At 73.5% G+C, this 18,515-nt stretch carries 16 protein-coding genes; 11 read left to right on the forward strand and 5 right to left on the reverse strand.

Annotated elements, in window-relative coordinates:
* Positions 1-48 precede the first annotated feature (48 nt).
* The 4 genes from ACWCSU_RS03040 to ACWCSU_RS03055 all read right to left on the reverse strand — a co-directional run bounded on the left by ACWCSU_RS03040 (position 49) and on the right by ACWCSU_RS03055 (position 3,670).
* A complete protein-coding gene (locus tag ACWCSU_RS03040; protein WP_449933180.1) occupies positions 49-1,257 on the reverse strand; it encodes an MFS transporter in 1,209 nt (402 codons plus the stop codon).
* Between the two features lie 71 nt (positions 1,258-1,328).
* The gene (gene hisG / locus ACWCSU_RS03045; RefSeq protein ID WP_357694703.1) at positions 1,329-2,216 is read right to left on the reverse strand and encodes an ATP phosphoribosyltransferase; all 888 of its coding nucleotides are present in this window, start codon (positions 2,214-2,216) and stop codon (positions 1,329-1,331) included.
* Positions 2,217-2,259: 43 nt separating this feature from the next.
* On the reverse strand, positions 2,260-2,964 hold the full coding sequence (locus tag ACWCSU_RS03050) for an SDR family oxidoreductase (protein ID WP_357694705.1): 705 nt from the start codon (positions 2,962-2,964) through the stop codon (positions 2,260-2,262).
* Positions 2,951-3,670, reverse strand: coding sequence for a phosphoribosylaminoimidazolesuccinocarboxamide synthase (locus tag ACWCSU_RS03055; protein WP_357694707.1), 720 nt, complete (start codon positions 3,668-3,670; stop codon positions 2,951-2,953). Before ACWCSU_RS03055 ends, ACWCSU_RS03050 begins: the two co-directional genes overlap by 14 nt.
* 225 nt (positions 3,671-3,895) lie before the next feature.
* Here ACWCSU_RS03055 and ACWCSU_RS03060 point away from each other — a divergent pair, with 225 nt between their 5' ends.
* From ACWCSU_RS03060 to ACWCSU_RS03080, 5 genes are read left to right on the forward strand one after another with little or no spacing between them, the layout of a single operon-like run.
* Positions 3,896-5,173, forward strand: coding sequence for an aminotransferase class III-fold pyridoxal phosphate-dependent enzyme (locus ACWCSU_RS03060; RefSeq protein WP_357694709.1), 1,278 nt, complete (start codon positions 3,896-3,898; stop codon positions 5,171-5,173).
* Positions 5,166-6,221 (forward strand): Gfo/Idh/MocA family protein, encoded by a 1,056-nt coding sequence (locus ACWCSU_RS03065; protein WP_449933184.1) that lies wholly within the window; start codon positions 5,166-5,168, stop codon positions 6,219-6,221. The genes ACWCSU_RS03060 and ACWCSU_RS03065 overlap by 8 nt, the downstream gene beginning before the upstream one ends.
* Positions 6,222-6,250: 29 nt before the next feature.
* Positions 6,251-8,062, forward strand: coding sequence for an ABC transporter ATP-binding protein (locus tag ACWCSU_RS03070; RefSeq protein ID WP_449933186.1), 1,812 nt, complete (start codon positions 6,251-6,253; stop codon positions 8,060-8,062).
* A 21-nt stretch (positions 8,063-8,083) separates the two neighbouring features.
* Complete coding sequence (locus tag ACWCSU_RS03075) at positions 8,084-9,862, forward strand: ABC transporter ATP-binding protein (RefSeq protein ID WP_449933188.1); 1,779 nt, start codon at positions 8,084-8,086, stop codon at positions 9,860-9,862.
* Positions 9,859-10,344 (forward strand): NUDIX domain-containing protein, encoded by a 486-nt coding sequence (locus tag ACWCSU_RS03080; protein ID WP_449933190.1) that lies wholly within the window; start codon positions 9,859-9,861, stop codon positions 10,342-10,344. The genes ACWCSU_RS03075 and ACWCSU_RS03080 overlap by 4 nt, the downstream gene beginning before the upstream one ends.
* Here ACWCSU_RS03080 and priA read toward each other — a convergent pair.
* Positions 10,341-11,078: a bifunctional 1-(5-phosphoribosyl)-5-((5-phosphoribosylamino)methylideneamino)imidazole-4-carboxamide isomerase/phosphoribosylanthranilate isomerase PriA gene (gene priA / locus ACWCSU_RS03085; protein ID WP_357694718.1), complete on the reverse strand. Its 738-nt coding sequence runs from the start codon at positions 11,076-11,078 to the stop codon at positions 10,341-10,343. The two genes, ACWCSU_RS03080 and priA, sit on opposite strands and share 4 nt — an antisense overlap.
* A gap of 183 nt (positions 11,079-11,261) precedes the next feature.
* Between priA and hisG (ACWCSU_RS03090) the strand changes: the two genes are divergently transcribed.
* The 6 genes from hisG (ACWCSU_RS03090) to ACWCSU_RS03115 all read left to right on the forward strand — a co-directional run bounded on the left by hisG (ACWCSU_RS03090) (position 11,262) and on the right by ACWCSU_RS03115 (position 18,509).
* Entirely contained in the window at positions 11,262-12,128 is an 867-nt protein-coding gene (hisG, locus tag ACWCSU_RS03090; RefSeq protein ID WP_449933193.1) for an ATP phosphoribosyltransferase, read from the forward strand.
* Positions 12,125-12,931 carry an HAD family hydrolase gene (locus ACWCSU_RS03095; protein WP_449933195.1) on the forward strand — a complete coding sequence of 269 codons (807 nt, stop codon included), beginning with the start codon at positions 12,125-12,127 and terminating at the stop codon, positions 12,929-12,931. The genes hisG (ACWCSU_RS03090) and ACWCSU_RS03095 overlap by 4 nt, the downstream gene beginning before the upstream one ends.
* A 124-nt stretch (positions 12,932-13,055) precedes the next feature.
* The gene (locus ACWCSU_RS03100) at positions 13,056-14,111 is read left to right on the forward strand and encodes a BMP family lipoprotein (protein ID WP_449933197.1); all 1,056 of its coding nucleotides are present in this window, start codon (positions 13,056-13,058) and stop codon (positions 14,109-14,111) included.
* On the forward strand, positions 14,108-15,199 hold the full coding sequence (locus ACWCSU_RS03105) for an ABC transporter permease (protein WP_449933199.1): 1,092 nt from the start codon (positions 14,108-14,110) through the stop codon (positions 15,197-15,199). The genes ACWCSU_RS03100 and ACWCSU_RS03105 overlap by 4 nt, the downstream gene beginning before the upstream one ends.
* Positions 15,196-16,416, forward strand: coding sequence for an ABC transporter permease (locus ACWCSU_RS03110; protein WP_449933201.1), 1,221 nt, complete (start codon positions 15,196-15,198; stop codon positions 16,414-16,416). Before ACWCSU_RS03105 ends, ACWCSU_RS03110 begins: the two co-directional genes overlap by 4 nt.
* Positions 16,416-18,509, forward strand: a complete 2,094-nt coding sequence (locus ACWCSU_RS03115; RefSeq protein WP_449933203.1) for a N,N-dimethylformamidase beta subunit family domain-containing protein — start codon at positions 16,416-16,418, stop codon at positions 18,507-18,509. Before ACWCSU_RS03110 ends, ACWCSU_RS03115 begins: the two co-directional genes overlap by 1 nt.
* The last annotated feature ends 6 nt before the right edge of the window (positions 18,510-18,515 follow it).

Raw genomic sequence — 18,515 nt, forward strand, 5'->3', positions numbered from 1 at the left:
GTACTCCGCGATGGGCTGCCCGGCCCTTCGCCGGCTCCGGCGGCCGGCTCAGTCCGCGGCCGGGAGCGGCCCTGCCGCCCGCCGGCCGATCAGCAGCAGGGCGCCGACGGCGGCGACGATGCCGACGGCGATGACGGGGATCAGTGCCGGGTAGCCGAAGTCGCTCGCCACCAGGCCGAACAGCGGGGGGCCGAGCAGGGAGCCGAGGCTGCCGGCCTGGGCGATGACGCCGTTGCCGACGTCGGCGTGGTCGAGGCGTTCCAGGATCAGGGGGAGCGCGGCGAAGACGAGGGCGCCCAGGAAGCCGTTCTCCATGGAGATGACGCCGGCGCCGGTGAGCGCGCCCGCGGAGGAGCCGCCGGAGTACAGGATCCAGGCGGCCGGCACGACGAGGAACCCCGACAGGGCCAGCACGCCGACCCGTACGCCCCTGCGCAGCAGGACGCCCACCGCCAGCCCGCCGGCCACGCCGAGCAGTGAGATCACCGAGGTCAGCGCGCCCGCGGCGGCGGCCGAGCGGCCGTACTGCTCGATGAGCAGGGTGGGCAGGAGCACGATCACCGGGATGGTCACCAGCGCTGTCAGGCAGAAGGCCGCGGCGAGCACGCCCGGCCAGGCCAGCGCCCGCGCCCGGGGGACCGGCCCGGCGGCCTGCGCCGCCGCGCCGCGCGGCAGCCGCGCCCACGTCACCACCGCGGTCAGCAGCGTCAGCCCGGCGATCAGCCCGGTCCAGCCGCGCCACCCCAGCGCGTCGCCGGCCGCGCCGCCGGCCAGCGTGCTGGCCCCCAGCCCGACCGGGACGAACGTCGCCCACACCGACAGGGCGGTGCCCCGGTCGCGCTCCTGGGCCAGGCGCAGGATCAGCGCCGGGCAGGAGATGGTGACCAGGACGTAGCCGACGCCCTCGACGCCGCGGGCGATGAGCAGCCAGGCGAAGTCGTCGGCGGCCATGCTCGCCGCGCCCGCCGCCGCTATCAGGGCCAGCCCGGTGACCAGCGACCGCCCGGTGCCGAAGCGGCGGACGAGGTAGCCCGCCGGCAGGCCGACCGCGGCCCCGACGCCGACCACCGCCGAGATCACCCAGCCCAGCTCCGACAGCGACAGCCCGAGCTGGGCGGCCACCGCCGGTCCGACCGAGGAGAACTTGCCGAGGCTCATCGCGGCGACGACCCCGCCGACGTAGACAATGAGGATCGTCAGCCAGGGGGAGCGTGGCGGGGACGCCTCCGTGATCTTCGCCGCCGACCGGGGGTCCATGAGTCTCCTTCGCACTGCGTTCCGCGGGCCAGGGTTCCCACGTCCGATCTTCGCCATGCCGGCGGCCTCGATCAACCCGCTTCTCCCGTGGCGAGGATGCCGATGGCCGACTCGGTGACGTCGACGGCCCCGGCCGACAGCAGCGCGTCGATCGTCTCGGGCACGTCCCGCCTGGGCAGGACGCCCTGGACGACGACCATGGCGCCGTCGGCCAGGTCGGGGCCCGAGCGCCAGGACCGGCCCGGCATCGCGGGCACCACCTCGGCCAGCCGGTCGGCGGGGGCGCGGACCGTCAGCAGCACGTGGGCCGGGCCCACCCAGGCGGCGCGCAGCAGCAGGGCGACGTTCCTGATCACGTCGCGCCTGGCCGGGTCGGCGTAGGCGGCCGGGTTGGCGACGAGCTGCGCGCCGCAGGTCCGGACGGTCTCGATGACGCGCAGGTCGTTCTGGCGGAGCGAGTGGCCGGTCTCCACGACGTCCATCAGGGCGTCGGCCAGCTCGGGGATCTTGGCCTCGGTCGCGCCGTAGGACACGACCACCTCGGCCCGCCGTCCCGCCTCGCGGAAGAAGCGGCGGCCGATGTTCGGGTACTCGGTGGCCACCCTGACCCCGTCGTCCAGGTCGGCCGCGCTGCGGGCGGGGTGGCCGGACGGCACCGCGAGCACCAGCCGCCACGGCCGCTCGGTGTTCCTGGAGTAGTCGAACGACTCCACCACCTCGACCTCGGCCCCGCTCTCCTCCACCCAGTCGGCGCCGGTCAGCCCGAGGTCGAAGGTGCCGTCCCCGACGACCAGGGGGATCTCGCGCGGCTTGTAGAAGGCCACGTGCGACACGCCGGAGTGGTCCACCGTGCCGCGGTAGGAGCGTTCGGAGCGCCGCCGTACGGGGAGCCCCGCGGTCGCGAAGAGCTCCAGGGCCCGCCGCTCCAGCGACCCCTTCGGCAGGGCGAGCGAGATCATGGTTCCTCCTTGCGAGCACGGCGGCGACGAGGGGGGCGCGGGGTCACACGTGCAGCAGCCGGTCGATGCCGACGACGGGCGGCTCGGGCAGGCTGGACGGCCGCACCTCGATCTCGCCCACCACGAGGTCGTCCGGCCAGGAGCCGACGATGGTGCCCACGCAGCGGGCCACCGAGCGGGTGCTCATCTTGTGCGGCGACCCGTCGCCGTCGAGGTTGGCGATGGCGCCCGGCGAGACCAGGCAGGCCCGCACCCCGTTGCGCCGCTCCTCCAGCAACAGCGTCTCGACCAGCGCCTTCAGCCCGGCCTTGGTGGCACTGTAGGCGGCCCCGCCCTCGAAGTACCGGGTCCCGGCGTGGCTGCCCATGGCGACGAACATCCCGCGGGCGGCCCGCAACGCCGGCAGGACGGCCTTGAGCAGGTGGAAGCAGGCGCTCAGGTTGATCGCGACCAGCCGCTCCCAGTCCTCCCCGCGCAGGTCGGCGATCGGGTCGAGCACCCGGTCCACCGCGTTGGACACGCAGACGTCGAGCCGGCCCGCCGCGCCGAGCACCTGGGCGGTCGCCTCCGCGATCTGCGCGGGGTCCGACAGGTCGCACTTGTGCTCGCCGAGCCAGTCCTCGCCGGCGAGCGAGCGGTTCAGGGAGAAGACGCGGTAGCCGCGCTCGCGCAGCTCCTCGGCGATGGCCAGCCCGCTGCCTCGGTTGCTGCCGGTGACCAGCGCGGCCGGGGTCTCATGTGATGACATCGAGGACGCGGCTCCACTGGTTCACGATCTCCTCGCCCGCCACGCCGTCCCGGAACAGGTCCTTGTCCAGCGGGGAGCCGTCCTGGTGGCGCAGGCGCATGCAGTCCTGGGAGATCTCGGAGATGACGGTCAGGCCGCCGTCGGCGGTCTGCCCGAAGATGAGGCAGAAGTCCCACACCTCCAGCGGGCGCAGCCAGGACCGCAGCACGTCGTTGACGGCGAGGGACAGCTCGCGCATCTCCTCCACCGGCAGGTCGAGCGCCCGCAGGTAGTCCTCGCCGATCGGCTGGTCCTCGGGGTCGGTCCGGTAGTCGAACTTCACGACCGGGCGCGGCAGCGGGGCGCCGTCCTCGAACAGGCCGGGGTATTTGCGGGTGGTCGATCCCGTGGCCCGGTTCTTCACGATCACCTCGAACGGCGGCGCCGGGCAGTAGTCGGCCACGTACGAGTCGGCCGAGACCCGTTCCCGGAACGCGCACGGCACCCCGGCGTCGGCCAGCCGGGCCGCCGCCCTTTCGTAGAAATCGAGCCGGAGCGGCCCGGTGCGTTCGACGATTTCATCGCGGTGGTACGTGAAACTGCGCAGGCTGGGGATTATCTGCACCAGGCAGCGCCCCTCCGGCAGCAGCCACAGACGCTTACTGCGCCCGACGATATCCGGCTCTCCGCGGCCGGCCGGACTTCCCGGTTCGGTTCCGTTATCCACGTGGCCTCCATCCGCCGACAATGGCCCACACAACTTGATATTGCGGGCACCTGATTGTCAAGGCGGTGTGACCCTGGAAAAAGGAGCACTTGACGTCCGTCTCGCGGTCTTGATATGTCGTCCGACCGTGCCCGGGGTCCTGGAAGAAAGAGTACTTGACGGGGCCCGGCGACCGGACGGTACTGTCTTCTGAAATTGAGAATTCCGATCTTAATTCAAATCCCAATGGGGGGAGGATCGTTGTCGGAATATGAGCGCATAGCTCACTCGAAGATCACGCGAAAGTTCAGGTCGGCGGGGCAGCAGCTCTTGTTCTCGCGGGGGCGGCGGGGCGAGGTGTCCGACGCGAACGGCGTACCGTACATCGATTTCGTCATGGGTTATGGGCCAGTGATAATCGGCCACGCGGACGCCCAGTTCAACGAAATTCTCTGCGGTTATCTCGGCAACGGCGTCATGCTGCCGGGCTACACCACGTTCCACCAGGAATACCTGAACAGGCTGCTCGGCGAGCGGCCCGGCGACCGCGGCGCGTTCTTCAAGACCGCCTCCGAGGCCGTCACCGCCGCCTTCCGGCTGGCCGCGATGCGCACCGGCAGGCTCGGCGTCATCCGCAGCGGCTACGTCGGCTGGCACGACGCCCAGATCGCCGACTCGCTCAAGTGGCACGAGCCGCTGCACTCGCCGCTGCGGGACAAGCTCCGCTACACCGACGCCATGCGCGGCGTCGGCGACTCCGAGCCGGTGGCCAACTGGGTGGACCTGCGCCTCGAATCCCTGGCCGAGCTGCTGGAACGGCACCGCGGCCGGCTGGGCTGCTTCGTCTTCGACGCATACCTGGCCTCCTTCACCACGGCCGACGTGCTGCGCCAGGCCGTCGCCATGTGCCGCGAGGCCGGCCTGCTCACCGTCTTCGACGAGACCAAGACCGGCGGCCGGATCTCGGCACTCGGCTACGACCACGACAACGCCCTCGGCTCCGACCTGATCGTGATCGGCAAGGCGCTGGCCAACGGCGCCCCGCTGAGCATCCTGGCCGGTGACGCGGACCTGCTCGCGCTGGCCGAGAAGGCCCGGCTGAGCGGCACCTTCTCCAAGGAGATGATCGCCGTCTACGCCGCGCTGGCCACCCGCGACGTCCTGGAGAAGCCCGTCGGAGACTCGCCCGACGGCTGGACGGAGATCGGGCGGATCGGCACGCAGGTGGCCGCCGCCTTCACCGCGGGCGCCGCGGACGCCGGGGTCGAGGCCCTGGTCGGCGCCCGTCCGGTGCTCGGCGGCGGCATGTTCGAGCTGGTCTACCACGACGTGGGGCTGCTGGGCGACAAGGAGCGGCGCGAGTCGCTGCTGGCCGAGCTCGCCGGGGTCGGCATCCTGCTGCTCGAAGGGCACCCGTCCTTCGTGTGCCTGGCCCACCGCGACCTCGACTGGGACGACCTGCGCGACCGGGCGCGGCAGGCGTTCGAGGCGTGGAGCGCGCCCGCGGAGGCCGGCCGTGGCTGACCTCCTCCGGCTCGCCCTGGTCGGCTGTGGCCGCCAGATGCAGCAGAACCTCTTCCCGTTCCTGCAACGCATCCGCGGCCACCAGGTCGTGGCCTGCGTCGACCCCGACCTGTCGCTGGCCGCCGACGTGCAGTCGCTGGCCGGCGGCGCGACCTGCGTCTCGTCGGTGGACGAGCTCGACCTGGAGATGGTGGACGCCGCCGTGCTGGCCGTCCCGCCGGAGCCGTCGTACCTGCTGGTCCGGCAGCTCGCCGAGCGCGGGGTCGACTGCTTCGTCGAGAAGCCGGCCGGGCCGTCCACGCCCTCGCTCCAGGATCTGGAGCACGTGGTGCGGCGCACCGGGCGGCACGTCCAGGTGGGCTTCAACTTCCGCTACGCCGAGACGCTGCAACGGCTGCACGAGTTGAGCGAGGAGATCCGGGCCACGCCGTGCTCGGTGACCATCGACTTCTACAGCCGCCACCCGTCCGCGCCGCAGTGGGGGGTGGACACCACCCTGGAGGCGTGGATCCGGCACAACGGGGTGCACGCCCTCGACCTGGCCCGCTGGTTCGTGCCGTCGCCGGTCGTCCAGGTGGACGCGCACGCCATCGCCAGTGACGCCGACCGGTTCCAGGTCAACCTGTTCCTGCGGCACCACGACGGCTCGCTGTCCACGCTGCGCATGGGCAACCACGTCAAGCGGTTCATGGTGGGCGTCACCGTGCAGGGCATGGACGGCAGCCGGTACAGCGCGCCGTCGCTGGAGCGGGTGACGCTCGAACTGTCCGACGGTGTGCCGTACGGCCAGGAGCTGCACAGCACCCGCAACCTGGACCACGGGTGGGCGCGCAGCGGTTTCGGGCCCGAGCTCCAGGCGTTCGTGGACGTCTGCGCGCAGCGGTCGGCCGAGGCCCGAACGGGCGCACGTCCCGCGGTCAAGGGCGTGCCGTCGGTCTCCGACGCGCTGGCCGCCTCCGCCCTGTGCGACCGGGTGATGGCGGAGCTGAACTCGGCCGCGACGAACGGCTTCGGCCTGCTGACCGGCTCCGTCCGGGCCTCGGCCTAGGCGGGGGCCGTTGACGAGGAGGGGGAGGCATGACTGAACGGGCGCGACCGGCCGCGGGCGGGCGGCCGGTCGCGTCGCACGATCAGGCCGACCGGCGGACCGGCCCAGGCACGCGCGAGGGGCGGCCGGTCGCGTCACGGGGGGTGGGCCGGTGGGTGGCCGGTCATCTGGGCCGGCACCGGCTCTCGCTGCTGCTGTTCACCCTGGCGGCCGTGGCGGCGAGCCTGTGCTCGACGCTCGTGCCCGTCCAGATCGGCACGGCGTTCGCCGAGGCCACCGGCCCCCGGCACGACCTCGGCGCGGTCGGGGTGGCGGCGCTGGCGGCCGCGCTGCTGGCGGCCGGCCGGTTCGTCGCCGACCTGCTGTCGAACGGCTCGATGGAGGTCGTCGCCCAGCGCGTCAAACGGGACGTACGCGACGAGCTGTACCGCAGCCTGCTGGCCAAGCGCATGGCCTTCCACGACCAGCAGCGCATCGGCGACATCCTGGCCCGCGCGATCAACGACGCCAGGCTGGTCGACTACATGCTCAGCCCGGGGGCGGCCACCGCCGCCAACGGCGTCCTGGCCCTGCTGGTGCCGATCCTGTTCATCGCCTCGCTGGACCCGCGGCTGCTGCTGGCCCCCGGCGTGCTGGTGCTGGTGTTCGCCTACGCGCTGCGCTACCACCTGCGCCGGCTCTACCCGCTGGTCATGCGCACCCGCGAGACCTTCGCCGACCTCAACGAACGCTTCTCCGCCACGCTGTCGGGCATCGCCACCGTCAAGGCCGCCACGCAGGAGGACTTCGAGCGGCGCGCCCTGCGGTCGGCCGCCGCCGCCTACCGGGACGCCTTCGTCCGGCGCGGCCGGGCGCAGGCGGTCTACCTGCCCGCGCTGAGCTTCGCGCTGGCCATGGTGACCGGCTCCCTGCACTCCCTCTACCTCTACTCGCAGGGGGAGCTGGCGCTGTCCCAGGTGGTGACCTACCTCGGCTGGCTGCTGCTGTTCGCGCAGCCCGTCACCATGTCCGAGCAGGCCGTGCCGGTGATCCAGGAGGGCTTCGCCGCCGCCGCGCGCATGCGGGAGATCATCGACGGCGCCCCCGGCGAGCGCGAGGACACGCGCGGCACGACGGCGGACGTCGAGGGCTCGATCACCTTCGACCGGGTCTCGCTCCGCCACGAGGGCAGGGACATCCTGCGCGAGGTCTCCTTCCACCTGCCCGCCGGCCGCACCCTGGCCGTCGTCGGCCCCACCGGCAGCGGCAAGAGCATGCTGATCAAACTGGTCAACCGCATGTACGACGCCACCGAGGGCCGCGTGCTGATCGACGGGCGTGACGTGCGCGAGTGGGAGCCGGGCGCGCTGCGCCGCCAGATCGGCCACGTGGACCAGGAGATCTTCCTGTTCTCCAAGAGCGTGCTGGACAACGTCGCCTTCGGCGCGCCGCACGCCGCCGGGTACGAGGACGTCCTGCGCGTCGCCAAGCAGGCGTGCGCGGACGAGTTCGTCCAGGGGATGGCCGACGGCTACGACACCGTGCTCAACGAGGGCGGCACGACGTTGTCCGGCGGGCAGCGGCAACGGCTGGCCATCGCCAGGGCCCTGCTGACCGACCCGCGCATCCTCACCCTCGACGACGCGACCAGCGCGGTGGACGCCCGTACCGAATCGGCCATCACCGAGGCCGTCGAGCGCGCGACGGCGGGCCGCACGACGGTGCTGGTCTCGCACCGCCCCGGCCAGATCCGCCGCGCCGACGTCATCCTGCTGCTGGACGGCGGCCAGGTCGTCGACCAGGGCTCGCACGACGAACTGATGGCGCGCTGCGCGCTCTACCGGGAGATCTACAGTGGATGACGCCCAGGATCGGCGGCGGCCGTGAGCGACCTGTTCGCCGGCCTGCACGCCGACGCCTACGACCGCGTGTACGGCAACCGCCGCCTGCTGGCCCGCATCCTGCGCCAGCTGCGCGCCCACCGCGCCGGCATGATCGGCTCGGCCCTGCTCGTCGCGGGCTCGGTGCTGCTGACCGCCTCGGTGCCGGTGGTCGTCTCCCGCCTGATCGACCAGGCCGGCGGCGGCAGCGGCCCCGGCCTGCTGCTGTGCCTGTTCGTGGTCGCGGCGGCGGTGCTGGCCTGGGCGATGAACTGGGCCCGCCAGGCGATCACCGCCCGGCTGGTCGGCGGCATGGTGTACCAATTGCAGTGCGAGGCCGCCGACGCCGCGCTCGCCAAGGACGTCGCCTTCTACGACGAGAACTCGGTCGGCAAGGTGCTCAGCCGGGTCACCGGCGACACCGAGGGCTTCGGCTCGGTGCTCACCCTCACCCTGAACCTGATCAGCCAGCTCTTCCTGGTGGTGCTGCTCGGCGGCGTGGTGTTCTGGATCGACCCGGGCCTCGGCCTGGTCATCGTGGCGGCGCTGCCGTTCCTGCTGGGCACGGCCCTGGCCTTCCGCCGGGTGGCCCGTACGGCGGCGGCGGCCACGCGGCGGGTGATGGCCAAGGTCAACGCCAACGTGCACGAGACCATGCTCGGCATCGCGGTCGCCAAGAGCTTCGGCCGCGAGCAGGCCGTCCATGGCGACTTCGACGACGTCAACCGGCTGTCGTACCGCGTCTACGTCCGGCAGGGCCTCATCTACGCGGTCATCCTGCCGGTCCTGACGTTGCTGGCCGGGCTGGCCACGGCGGTCGTGCTGTACCAGGGTGGGCGGTTCGCGGTGTTCGGCAGGCTTTCGGCGGGCGAGTGGTACTTCGCGCTCCAGGCGCTCGGCATGCTCTGGCAGCCGGTCACCCAGGCCGCCTCGTTCTGGAGCCTGTTCCAGCAGGGGCTGGCCGCCGCCGAGCGGGTGTTCGCGCTGATCGACAGTGATCATGCCGTCGTCCAGAGCGGGAACGCGCCGGTGACCGGGCTGACCGGCGCGATCGAGGCCCGCGGCCTGCACTTCCGGTACGGCTCCGGCGCCACCGTGTTCCGCGACTTCGACGTGCGCGTCGCGGCCCGCGAGACGGTGGCGGTCGTCGGGCACACCGGCGGCGGCAAGTCCACGCTGGCCAAGCTGATCGCCCGCGCCTACGACTTCCAGGGCGGCGAGCTGCTGGTCGACGGCCGGGACATCCGCGGCCTCGACCTGCTGGACTACCGGCGGCGGGTGGGGGTCGTCCCGCAGCACCCGTTCATCTTCGCCGGCACGCTCGCCGAGAACATCGCCTACGGCCGCCCCGGCGCCGGCCACGACGACGTCGTACGGGCCGTCGAGCGGATCGGCCACCGCGTGTGGGACCGCAGCATGCCGATGTCCCTGGACGACCGCCTGGCCGCGGGCGGTCAGGGCGTGTCGGTCGGGCAGCGGCAGCTCATCGCCCTGGCCCGCATGTTCGTCCGCGAACCGGACATCCTGCTGCTGGACGAGCCGACCGCCAGCGTCGACCCGCTGACCGAACGCGGCATCCAGGACGCCCTGTCGCGGCTGTGCGCCGACCGCACGGTGCTGGTGATCGCCCACCGGCTGTCCACCATCCGGCGCGCCGACCGCGTTCTGGTCCTGCACGGCGGGAGGATCGCCGAGCAGGGCCGGTTCGACGAGCTGCTGCGCCGCGACGGCCCGTTCGCCGCGCTCTACGCCACCTACTACGCCCACCAGGAGACCGCATGACCTGCGCACCCCATCCGCCGGAGTTCGAGCCGATCCAGCGGGAGGCGTCCGCGGCGGGCGTGCGCTGCGTGGTGGGCGCGGTGCTGGTCAACCCGGGCGGCGAGGTGTTCCTGCAGCGGCGGGCGGCCCACGTGCGGCTCTTCCCCGGCTGCTGGGACATCGTCGGCGGGCACGTCGAGCAGGACGAGACGTTGTGCGCGGCGCTGGCCAGGGAGATCGAGGAGGAGACCGGCTGGCGGCTGCTGCGGGTGGGCGGCCTGGTGGACGTCTTCGACTGGACCGGCGGCGACGGCGGCCTCCGGCGCGAGATCGACGTGCTGGCCACGGTCGAGGGCGACCTGACCCGGCCCCGGATCGAACAGGACAAGTTCGAGGAGTCCCGCTGGCTGGACGGCGACGCCCTGCGCCGCCTGGCCGCCGATTCCCCCGGCTCCGGCATGGTCGAGCTGGCCCTGCGCGCGCTGGCCATGCGGTCGGGTTAGGGCTCCGGCTTGCGTACCGCGTCCAGGGCCTGGCGCAGGGTGAACCTGCCGGCGTACAGCGCCTTGCCGACCACCGCGCCCTCGACGCCCAGCGAGGTCAGGGAGGAGATGGCGCGCAGGTCGTCCAGGCAGGAGATGCCGCCGGAGGCCACGACGGGGCTGCCGGTGGCGGCGCACACCTTGCGCAGCAGGTCGAGGTTGGGGCCGCCGAGCGTGCCGTCCCTGGCGATGTCGGTGACGACGTACCGGGCGCAGCCGGCGGCGTCCAGGCGGGCCAGGGTCTCGTACAACTCGCCGGCGTCGCGGGTCCAGCCGTGGCTGCGTACGGTGGTGCCCCAGACGTCCAGCTCGACGGCGACCCGGTCGCCGTGCCGGGCGATGACCTCGGCCACCCACGCCGGACGTTCCAGCGCGCCCGTGCCGAGCACCACCCGGCCGCAGCCGGTCGCCAGCGCGGCGGCCAGGCCCGCGTCGTCGCGCACGCCGCCGCACAGCTCGACCGGGATGTCCAGGGCACCGACGACCTCGGCGAGGCGGGCCCGGTTGGAGCCGGTGCCGAAGGCGGCGTCGAGGTCCACCAGGTGCACCCAGTCGGCGCCCGCGTCCTGCCAGGCCAGCGCCGCGTCGAGCGGGTCGCCGTACCAGGTCTCGGATCCGGACTCGCCGCGCACCAGGCGGACGGCCCGGCCGCCGCGCACGTCGACGGCGGGCAGGAGGGTCAGGCATGTGGACACTCGTCGTTTCCTCTCCCGTGTACCCCCCTTTTCCATCATCGCCAACAATGGTCAGAAATCGAAGTCAACCTTCGGCCACCACCATGGTTCACTTGCCGCCGCCCGGCCGGACGGGGACGCTTGCCGGTGCGCGCCGCACGCCCAGTCGCCGGGGGCCGGTCCCCCTGTTCCGAGGAGGACTGCATGGTCTCGCTCGCGCTGCCCAAGGGCACGTTCCTGGAGCGTCCCGTCCTCGACCTCTTCGCCGCCGCCGGGCTGGAGGTGCGCCGCCCGTCCGAGCGCGGCTACCGGGCCGCCATCGCCTACGACGGCGGCGTCGAGGTGGTCTTCCACAAACCGCGGGAGATCCCGCTCGCCGTGGAGAGAGGCGTCTTCGACTTCGGCGTGACCGGCACCGACTGGATCGAGGAGACCGGCGCGAAGGTCGAGCTCGTCGAGGTGAGCGGGTGCGTGCCCCCCTGGCGGCTCGTGCTCGCCGTCCCCGACGGGCATCCCGCCGTGGACGCCGCCGGCCTGCCGGCCGGGGCCCGGATCGCCACCGAGTACCCGAAGATCGTCAGGCAGTTCTTCCAGAGCGTGCCGCTGCCCGTACGGATCGTCCCGTCCTTCGGGGCCACGGAGGCCAAGGTCCCCGAGCTGGCCGACGCCGTCGTCGAGGCCGACGGGCCCGGCTCCGCCCTCGACGACCACGACCTGCGGGTCATCGCCACGTTACGAACGTGCTCCCCGCACCTCGTCGCGAGCCCGGCCGCCTGGCGGGACGCCGGCAGACGCGCCGCCATCCAGCGGATCGCCCGGCTGCTCACCTCGGTGGACGGGGGAGCGGCGCACGTGCTGCTGACCGTGCGCACCTCCCCGCGCGACCTGCCGCGCGTGGCCGGGTCGATGCCGGAGCGGTCCTGGCGGGCCGGCACCGGCCTGACCGAGGGCCTGGTGGTCGTGCAGGGGCTGGCCGCCCGGCGCGGCCTGGCCGAGACCATCGGCGGCCTCCTGGCCGCCGGGGCGCTCGACGTCATCGGGTCGGGCGTCGGGAAGGACGTCACCGCGTGAGCCGGCGGATGATCGTGTGCGACCTCGACGGGACGCTCCTCGACTCCCGCGGCCAGGTCTCGGAGCGCACCAGGACGGCCGTGCGCCGCGCCCGCGCCGCCGGGCACGTGTTCGTCATCGCGACCGCCCGGCCGGTGCGCGACACCCGTCCGGTGGCCGCGGCCCTGGACCACGCGGCCGTCGCCGTCTGCGGGAACGGCTCGATCACCTTCGACTTCGGCAGCGAGGAGGTGGTCGACTTCCGCCCGCTGGACCGGCAGCCGCTCGCCGCGGCGCTGTCGGTGCTGCGCGACCGCTTCCCCGGCGTGCGCCTGGGCGCCGAGTGCCGCCTTGAGCTGCTGCTGGAGGACGCCTTCCACCTGCCCGAGCCGCTGGCCCGCGACGCCCGGCGCGTCCCCCGCCTGGAGGGCGAGATCGGCCGGCACGACGTCGGCAAGCTCATGGTCCAGCTCGAAGGGGCCGCCCGCCAGTACTACGAGACCGTGCGCGGGCTCCTGACCGGCTGCGAGGTCACCATCTCGGCGGACGTGTTCTGCGAGGTGATGCGGGCCGGCGTCACCAAGGCGGCGGCCCTGAAGTCGATGGCGGCCCGGCTCGGCCTCGGCAGCGCCGACGTGATCGCCTTCGGCGACATGCCGAACGACCTCCCCATGCTGACCTGGGCCGGAACCGCGGTGGCGGTCGCCAACGCCCACCCCGCCGTGCTCGGCGCGGTCGGCGAGGTGACCTTCTCCCACGACGACGACGGGGTGGCCGCGTGGCTGGAAAGGCACGCCATGGCCGATTTCTCAGAGAAGTATTGACGCTTGTCTGACGAGTATTCATGATGGGCGCTGGAGCCGGGAACGCACCGGCCAGGATCGGCCTGCGGAGGCAGGCCGCCAGGGCCCGCGCCAGGCGCGGGCGTCCCGTCTGAGAGGTGCCCCAGTGCCCCGATTAGCCGCTGCCCCTGTGCTCGTCCGCGTCCTCGCCCTCTGCGCGGCGCTGTGCTCGCTCGCCGCCTGCACCGCCGTCGACTCCGCCGGCGGCCCCGCCGCCGGGACGAAGGGCGCCACCTCGGTCGGCGTCGCCTTCAGCCGCGGCGGACGCGGAGACAGGTCCTTCAACGACTCGGTGGGGGCCGGCGTCGACCGCGCGAAGGCCGAGCTGGGCGTCACCGCCAAGGAGCTCAGCCCCAACACCGCCGGGTCCGACCTGGAGGAGATCCTGCGGCTGCTGGCCCAGACCGGCCACAACCCGGTGCTGGCCGTCGGCTTCTTCTACGCCCAGCCGCTGGCGAAGGTCGCCCCCGCCTTCCCCCGCACCCAGTTCGTCATCATCGACGACGCCACCGTGAAGCTGCCCAACGTCACCAACGTGGTGTTCCGCGAGGAGCAGGCCAGCTACCTGGTCGGTGCGGCGGCCGCGCTCAAGTCCGCCACCGGGAGGATCGGCTTCGTCGGCGGGGTGCAGACGCCGCCGCAGGAGAAGTTCCTCGCCGGGTACGAGGCCGGCGCCCGCGCGGTGAAACCCGCGATCCAGCTCTCCAGCGTGTTCATGTCCCAGCCGCCCGACTTCAGCGGCTTCTCCGCGCCCGACAAGGCCCAGGAGGCGGCCCGCGGCATGTACGACGGCGGCGCCGACGTCGTCTACCACGCCGCCGGCGCGTCCGGGCTCGGCGTCTTCCAGGCGGCCAAGGCGGCCGGCAAGTGGGCGATCGGCGTCGACGTCGACCAGCGGAAGACGGTCGATCCGGGGCTCGCCGGGGTGATCCTCACCAGCGCCACCAAGCAGCTCGACGTCGCGGTGCTGAGCATCGTCCGGGACGCGGCGGCGGGCCGGCCGATCGCCGGGGTGCGCGAGTTCGGGCTCAAGGAGGGCGGCGTCGGCTACGCCACCAGCGGCGGCGAGCTCACCGACATCCAGCCGCGGCTGGAGGAGCTGCGTAAGCAGATCGTCTCGGGCCAGATCAAGGTGCCCGTCAGGCCGGCGGAGAGCCGGTGAGCCGGGCGCGGGCGGCGGGCCGGGAGGCGGTGGGCGTGCTCGCCGTGCCGGCGCTCGCGCTGCTGATCGCGCTCACGGTCGCCACCGCGCTGCTGGCCGCGGTGGGGGCCGCGCCGGGGCGGACGTACCTGACGATGCTGGAGTTCGGGGTCCGGCCGGACTCGCTCGTCTCGGCGGTGAACCGGGCGGCCGTCTACTTCTTCGCCGCCCTCGCCGTGGCCGTCACCTTCCGGATGAAGCTGTTCAACATCGGGGTCGAGGGCCAGTACCACGTGGCCGCGCTGTTCGCGGCGGTCGCCGGGACGGCCGTGCGGCTGCCGGGCCCGCTGCACCTGGCGTTCGTCTGCCTGGTCGCCGTGCTGGCCGGGGCCCTGTGGGCGGGGATCGCCGCGGTGCTCAAGGTGTGGCGCGGCGTCTCCGAGGTGCTGTCCACGCTGCTGCTGAACTACGTCGCCACCGCCGTCGTCGCCTACCTGCTGGCCGAGGTCTTCGCCGCCGGCAGCACCTCCGGTTCGACGCCGGAGCTGCCGCCGTCGGCCCGGCTGCCCCAGCTCACGCTGCCCTCGGGCGACCAGCTCGGCTCGGCCGCGCTCGCCGCGGTCGTGCTGGGGGTGGCCGTGCACCTGATGCTCACCCGCACCCGCTACGGCTACGAGCTGAAGGCCGGCGGCCTGAACCCGGTGGCGGCGCGCGTCCAGGGCATCGACCCGCGCCGGATGATCCTGGTGACGATGGTGTTGTCCGGCGGCCTGGCGGGCCTGGCCGGGCTGCCCGACCTGCTGGGCCAGACCTACCGGTACGGCATGGACTTCCCCTCCGGCGCGGGCTTCACCGGGATCGCCGTGGCCCTGCTCGGCCGCAACACGCCGGCGGGCATCGCGCTGGCCGCCCTGCTCTTCGGGTTCCTGGAACGGTCGGCGCTGATCCTCGACATCGAGGGCATCCCCAAGGAGATCGTCACGATCATGCAGGGCGTCATCGTGCTCAGCGTCGTGGTCGCCTACGAGGTGGCGCGGCGCGTGGAACGCAGACGCGCCGAGCGGCTCGTACGGGAGCAGGCCTCCCCGGCGCTGGAGCCGTCCGCGTGAGCGCGGCACGGTACCGGTGGTGGCGGGCCGCGCTCGTCCTGCTGCTGGTGATGTCGGCGGTCAGGGCGTTCACCGGCGCCGACGAGCTCACCGGGTCGGGCGTCATGGGGGCGGCGCTGCGGCTGGCGGTCCCCATCGGGCTCGCCGGGCTCAGCGGCCTGTGGAGCGAGCGCGCGGGCGTCGCCAACCTCGGCATCGAGGGCATGATGATCATCGGGACGGTCTGCGGCGCCTGGGCCGGGTACGCGTACGGCGTCTGGGCCGGGGTGCTGGCCGGCACGCTCGGCGGGGTCGCCGCGGGGCTGCTGCACGCGGTCGTCACCGTGACGTTCGGGGTCGACCAGGTCGTCTGCGGCATCGCGATCAACATCCTGGCCGTGGGCGTGGCCCGGTTCATGTCGGTCATCGCCTTCAGCGGCCTGCCGGGGGCGGGGGCCACCCAGTCGCCGCCGGTGCGCGGGTCGATCGGCACGGTGAGCGTGCCCGTCCTGGCGGGCGGCGGGGGCTCGCCCGATCTCCTGGGCGGGCTGGAGCGCGGCCGGTTCTTCCTGGTGTCCGACCTCGCCGGGATCGTGCGGGGGTTCCTGCACGAGGTCTCGCTGCTGACCGTGGTCGCCGTCGCGCTGGTCCCGCTGAGTTTCGTGCTGCTCTGGCGGACCGCGTTCGGGCTGCGGCTGCGTTCGGCGGGCGAGCATCCCGCGGCGGCGGACTCGCTCGGCGTCCCGGTGCTGCGGATGCGGTACTACGGCGTGCTGGTCTCCGGCGGGCTGGCCGGGCTCGGCGGGGCCTATCTGGTCACCGTCTCCTCGACCGTCTACCGCGAGGGCCAGACCGGCGGCCGGGGCTTCATCGGGCTGGCCGCCATGATCTTCGGCAACTGGCGCCCGACCGGCACGGCGGCGGGTGCCCTGCTGTTCGGCTACGCCGACGCGCTGCAACTGCGCCAGGCGAGCGCGGTGCACGTGCTGCTGCTCCTCGGGGCCGTGCTGGCCTGGGTCGCGGCGATCGTGCTCGTCCGTACGCGGCTGCGCCCGGCCGCGACGCTGGCGCTGCTCGGCGCCGCCGCCTTCGCGCTCTTCCAGGGCACCGACTCGGTCCCCACCCAGCTCGTGTACGCCACGCCGTACCTCACCACGCTCCTGGTGCTGGTCACGGTCGCCCAACGGCTCCGCATGCCGGCCTACGTCGGCATCCCCTACCGGCGAGGAGACGCGTGATGGCCATCGACCGGGAGCCTCGCCTGATGGGGTACGCCGACCGCTGGTCGGCCGCCCCCGGCGAGCGGCTGACCGTGCACGCCTCGGGCCCGTCCGGGGAGGCGGACGTCGCCCTCGTGGACCTCGTGCGGGAGGGCGACCTGACCCCGGCCGTGCCCGTGACGATCGAGCCCCGGCCGTTGCGGCCCGGCTCCCGGCTGGAGGCGGCCTCGGTGCCGACGCCTCCCAGGGGCGGCCTGGCCCTGTGGATCCGTCCCAAGCGGCTCGGGTCGCGCCAGGTCGTGGCCCGTCTGGGCGCCTCCGGCTGGCGGCTGCTGCTGGCGCTCGACGAGGAGGGCCGGCCGGAGGCGACCGTGCTGACGCCGTCCGGGAGCATGGGCTGCCGCCTGCGCGCGGCCGTCCCGGCGGGGGAGTGGTCGCTGCTGGCCGTGGCGTGGGACGCGGCGCCGCTGATGACCGTCCTGCACCTGAACGACTTCCGCACCCCGGGCGTGAGCGCCGGCCGGGCCCGCCTGCCGCTGCCGTCCACGTCCGGCGAGCTGCGGATCGGGGCCGGCGACGAGCACCCGTACGCGGGCCGGATCGCCCTCCCGATGGTGACGGACGGCCTGCTCACCGCCCGGGGACACGCCCCGCTGCGCGACCTGACCACCGCTCCCGAGCTGGTCAAACACCTCGGCCCCGACCTGCTGGCCCTCTGGGACCCCTCCGCCGGGCCCGGCGCCCCCGTCGTCCCGGACGTCAGCGGGAACGGGCGCCACGCGAACGCCGTCAACCGGCCGCTCGCCGGGCTGATCGGGCCGGGAGGCGTCGCCCGCACCGCGCTCCAGGTCAGCCCGGAGGACCTCGACGACGCCCGTTGGCCGGTGACGTGCGAGCTGACCGTCCCCGAGGACGCCGGCTCCACCGTGCTCGGCGTGCGCCTGCGCACCCGAGGCCAGTCGTGCGTCCTCCCCGTGGTGGTGCGCCCGGACGGGACGCGCAGGAGCCCGGTCGCGGTCGTCCTGCCCACGTTCACCTACCTCGCCTACGCCAACCACCGGCAGTCCAGCGAGGCCGAGTACTTCGGGGACTACAAGCGGGTCACCGACCGCGTGATCACGCTCTCCCCGGTGGACGCCTACCTCAACGAGCACCGCGAGCTCGGCCTGTCCCTGTACGACCAGCGGAGGGAGGGCGGTCACGTCACCCACTCCTCCAGACTCCGCCCGGTGCTCAACCTCACCCCCGGCTACCGCTGGTGGATGACCGGCGCGCCACGCCACTTCGCCGCCGACCTGCTGCTGCTGCGCTGGCTGCGTTCGGAGGGGTTCGCCTTCGACGTGCTGGCCGACGAGGACGTGCACGAAGGCGGCGCCGACCTGCTGTCCGCCTACCGCGTCGTCCTGACCGGCAGCCACCCCGAGTACGTCACCGCCCCCGGCCGCGCGGCCTTCGGCGCGTACGTGTCGGGCGGCGGCCGGCTCATGTACCTGGGCGGCAACGGGTTCTACTGGGTGACCGGCGTCGACCCCCGTCACCCGCACGCCATCGAGGTCCGCCGCGGCCACGTCGGCGACTGGTGGGACGACGAGCCCGGCGAGGACGTGCTGACCTCCACCGGCGAGCCGGGCGGCCTCTGGCGGCACCGCGGCCTCGCGCCGCAGGAGCTGCTCGGCGTCGGCTTCGCCGCCCAGGGGTGGGGGCCCGCACCCGGGTACACCCGGCTGCCCGACAGCCACCGGGAGGAGGCGTCCTGGGTCTTCGAGGGCGTCGGGACCGACCCGGTGGGCTGCTGCGGGCTCGCGCTCGGCGGGGCGGCCGGGGACGAGATCGACCGGGCCGCGCCCGAGCTCGGCACCCCACCGGACACCCTGCTGCTCGCGACCTCCGCGGGCGGCCACAGCCACCACTACCGGCCCCCTACCGAGGAGGCCGGAACCGGCGCGGAGACCGTACGCGCCGACATGACCCTGCGACGGCTCGGATCAGGCGGCGCGGTCTTCGCCGCCGGATCCGTCAACTGGGTGACCAGTCTCGCCTGCTGTGACGGTGACATCAGGCGAATCACCCGCAACGTCCTGTCCCGATTCCTGCTCTCCCGCAGCTTGTGAGTGAGG

This window comes from Nonomuraea sp. NPDC001699, from assembly GCF_053596455.1.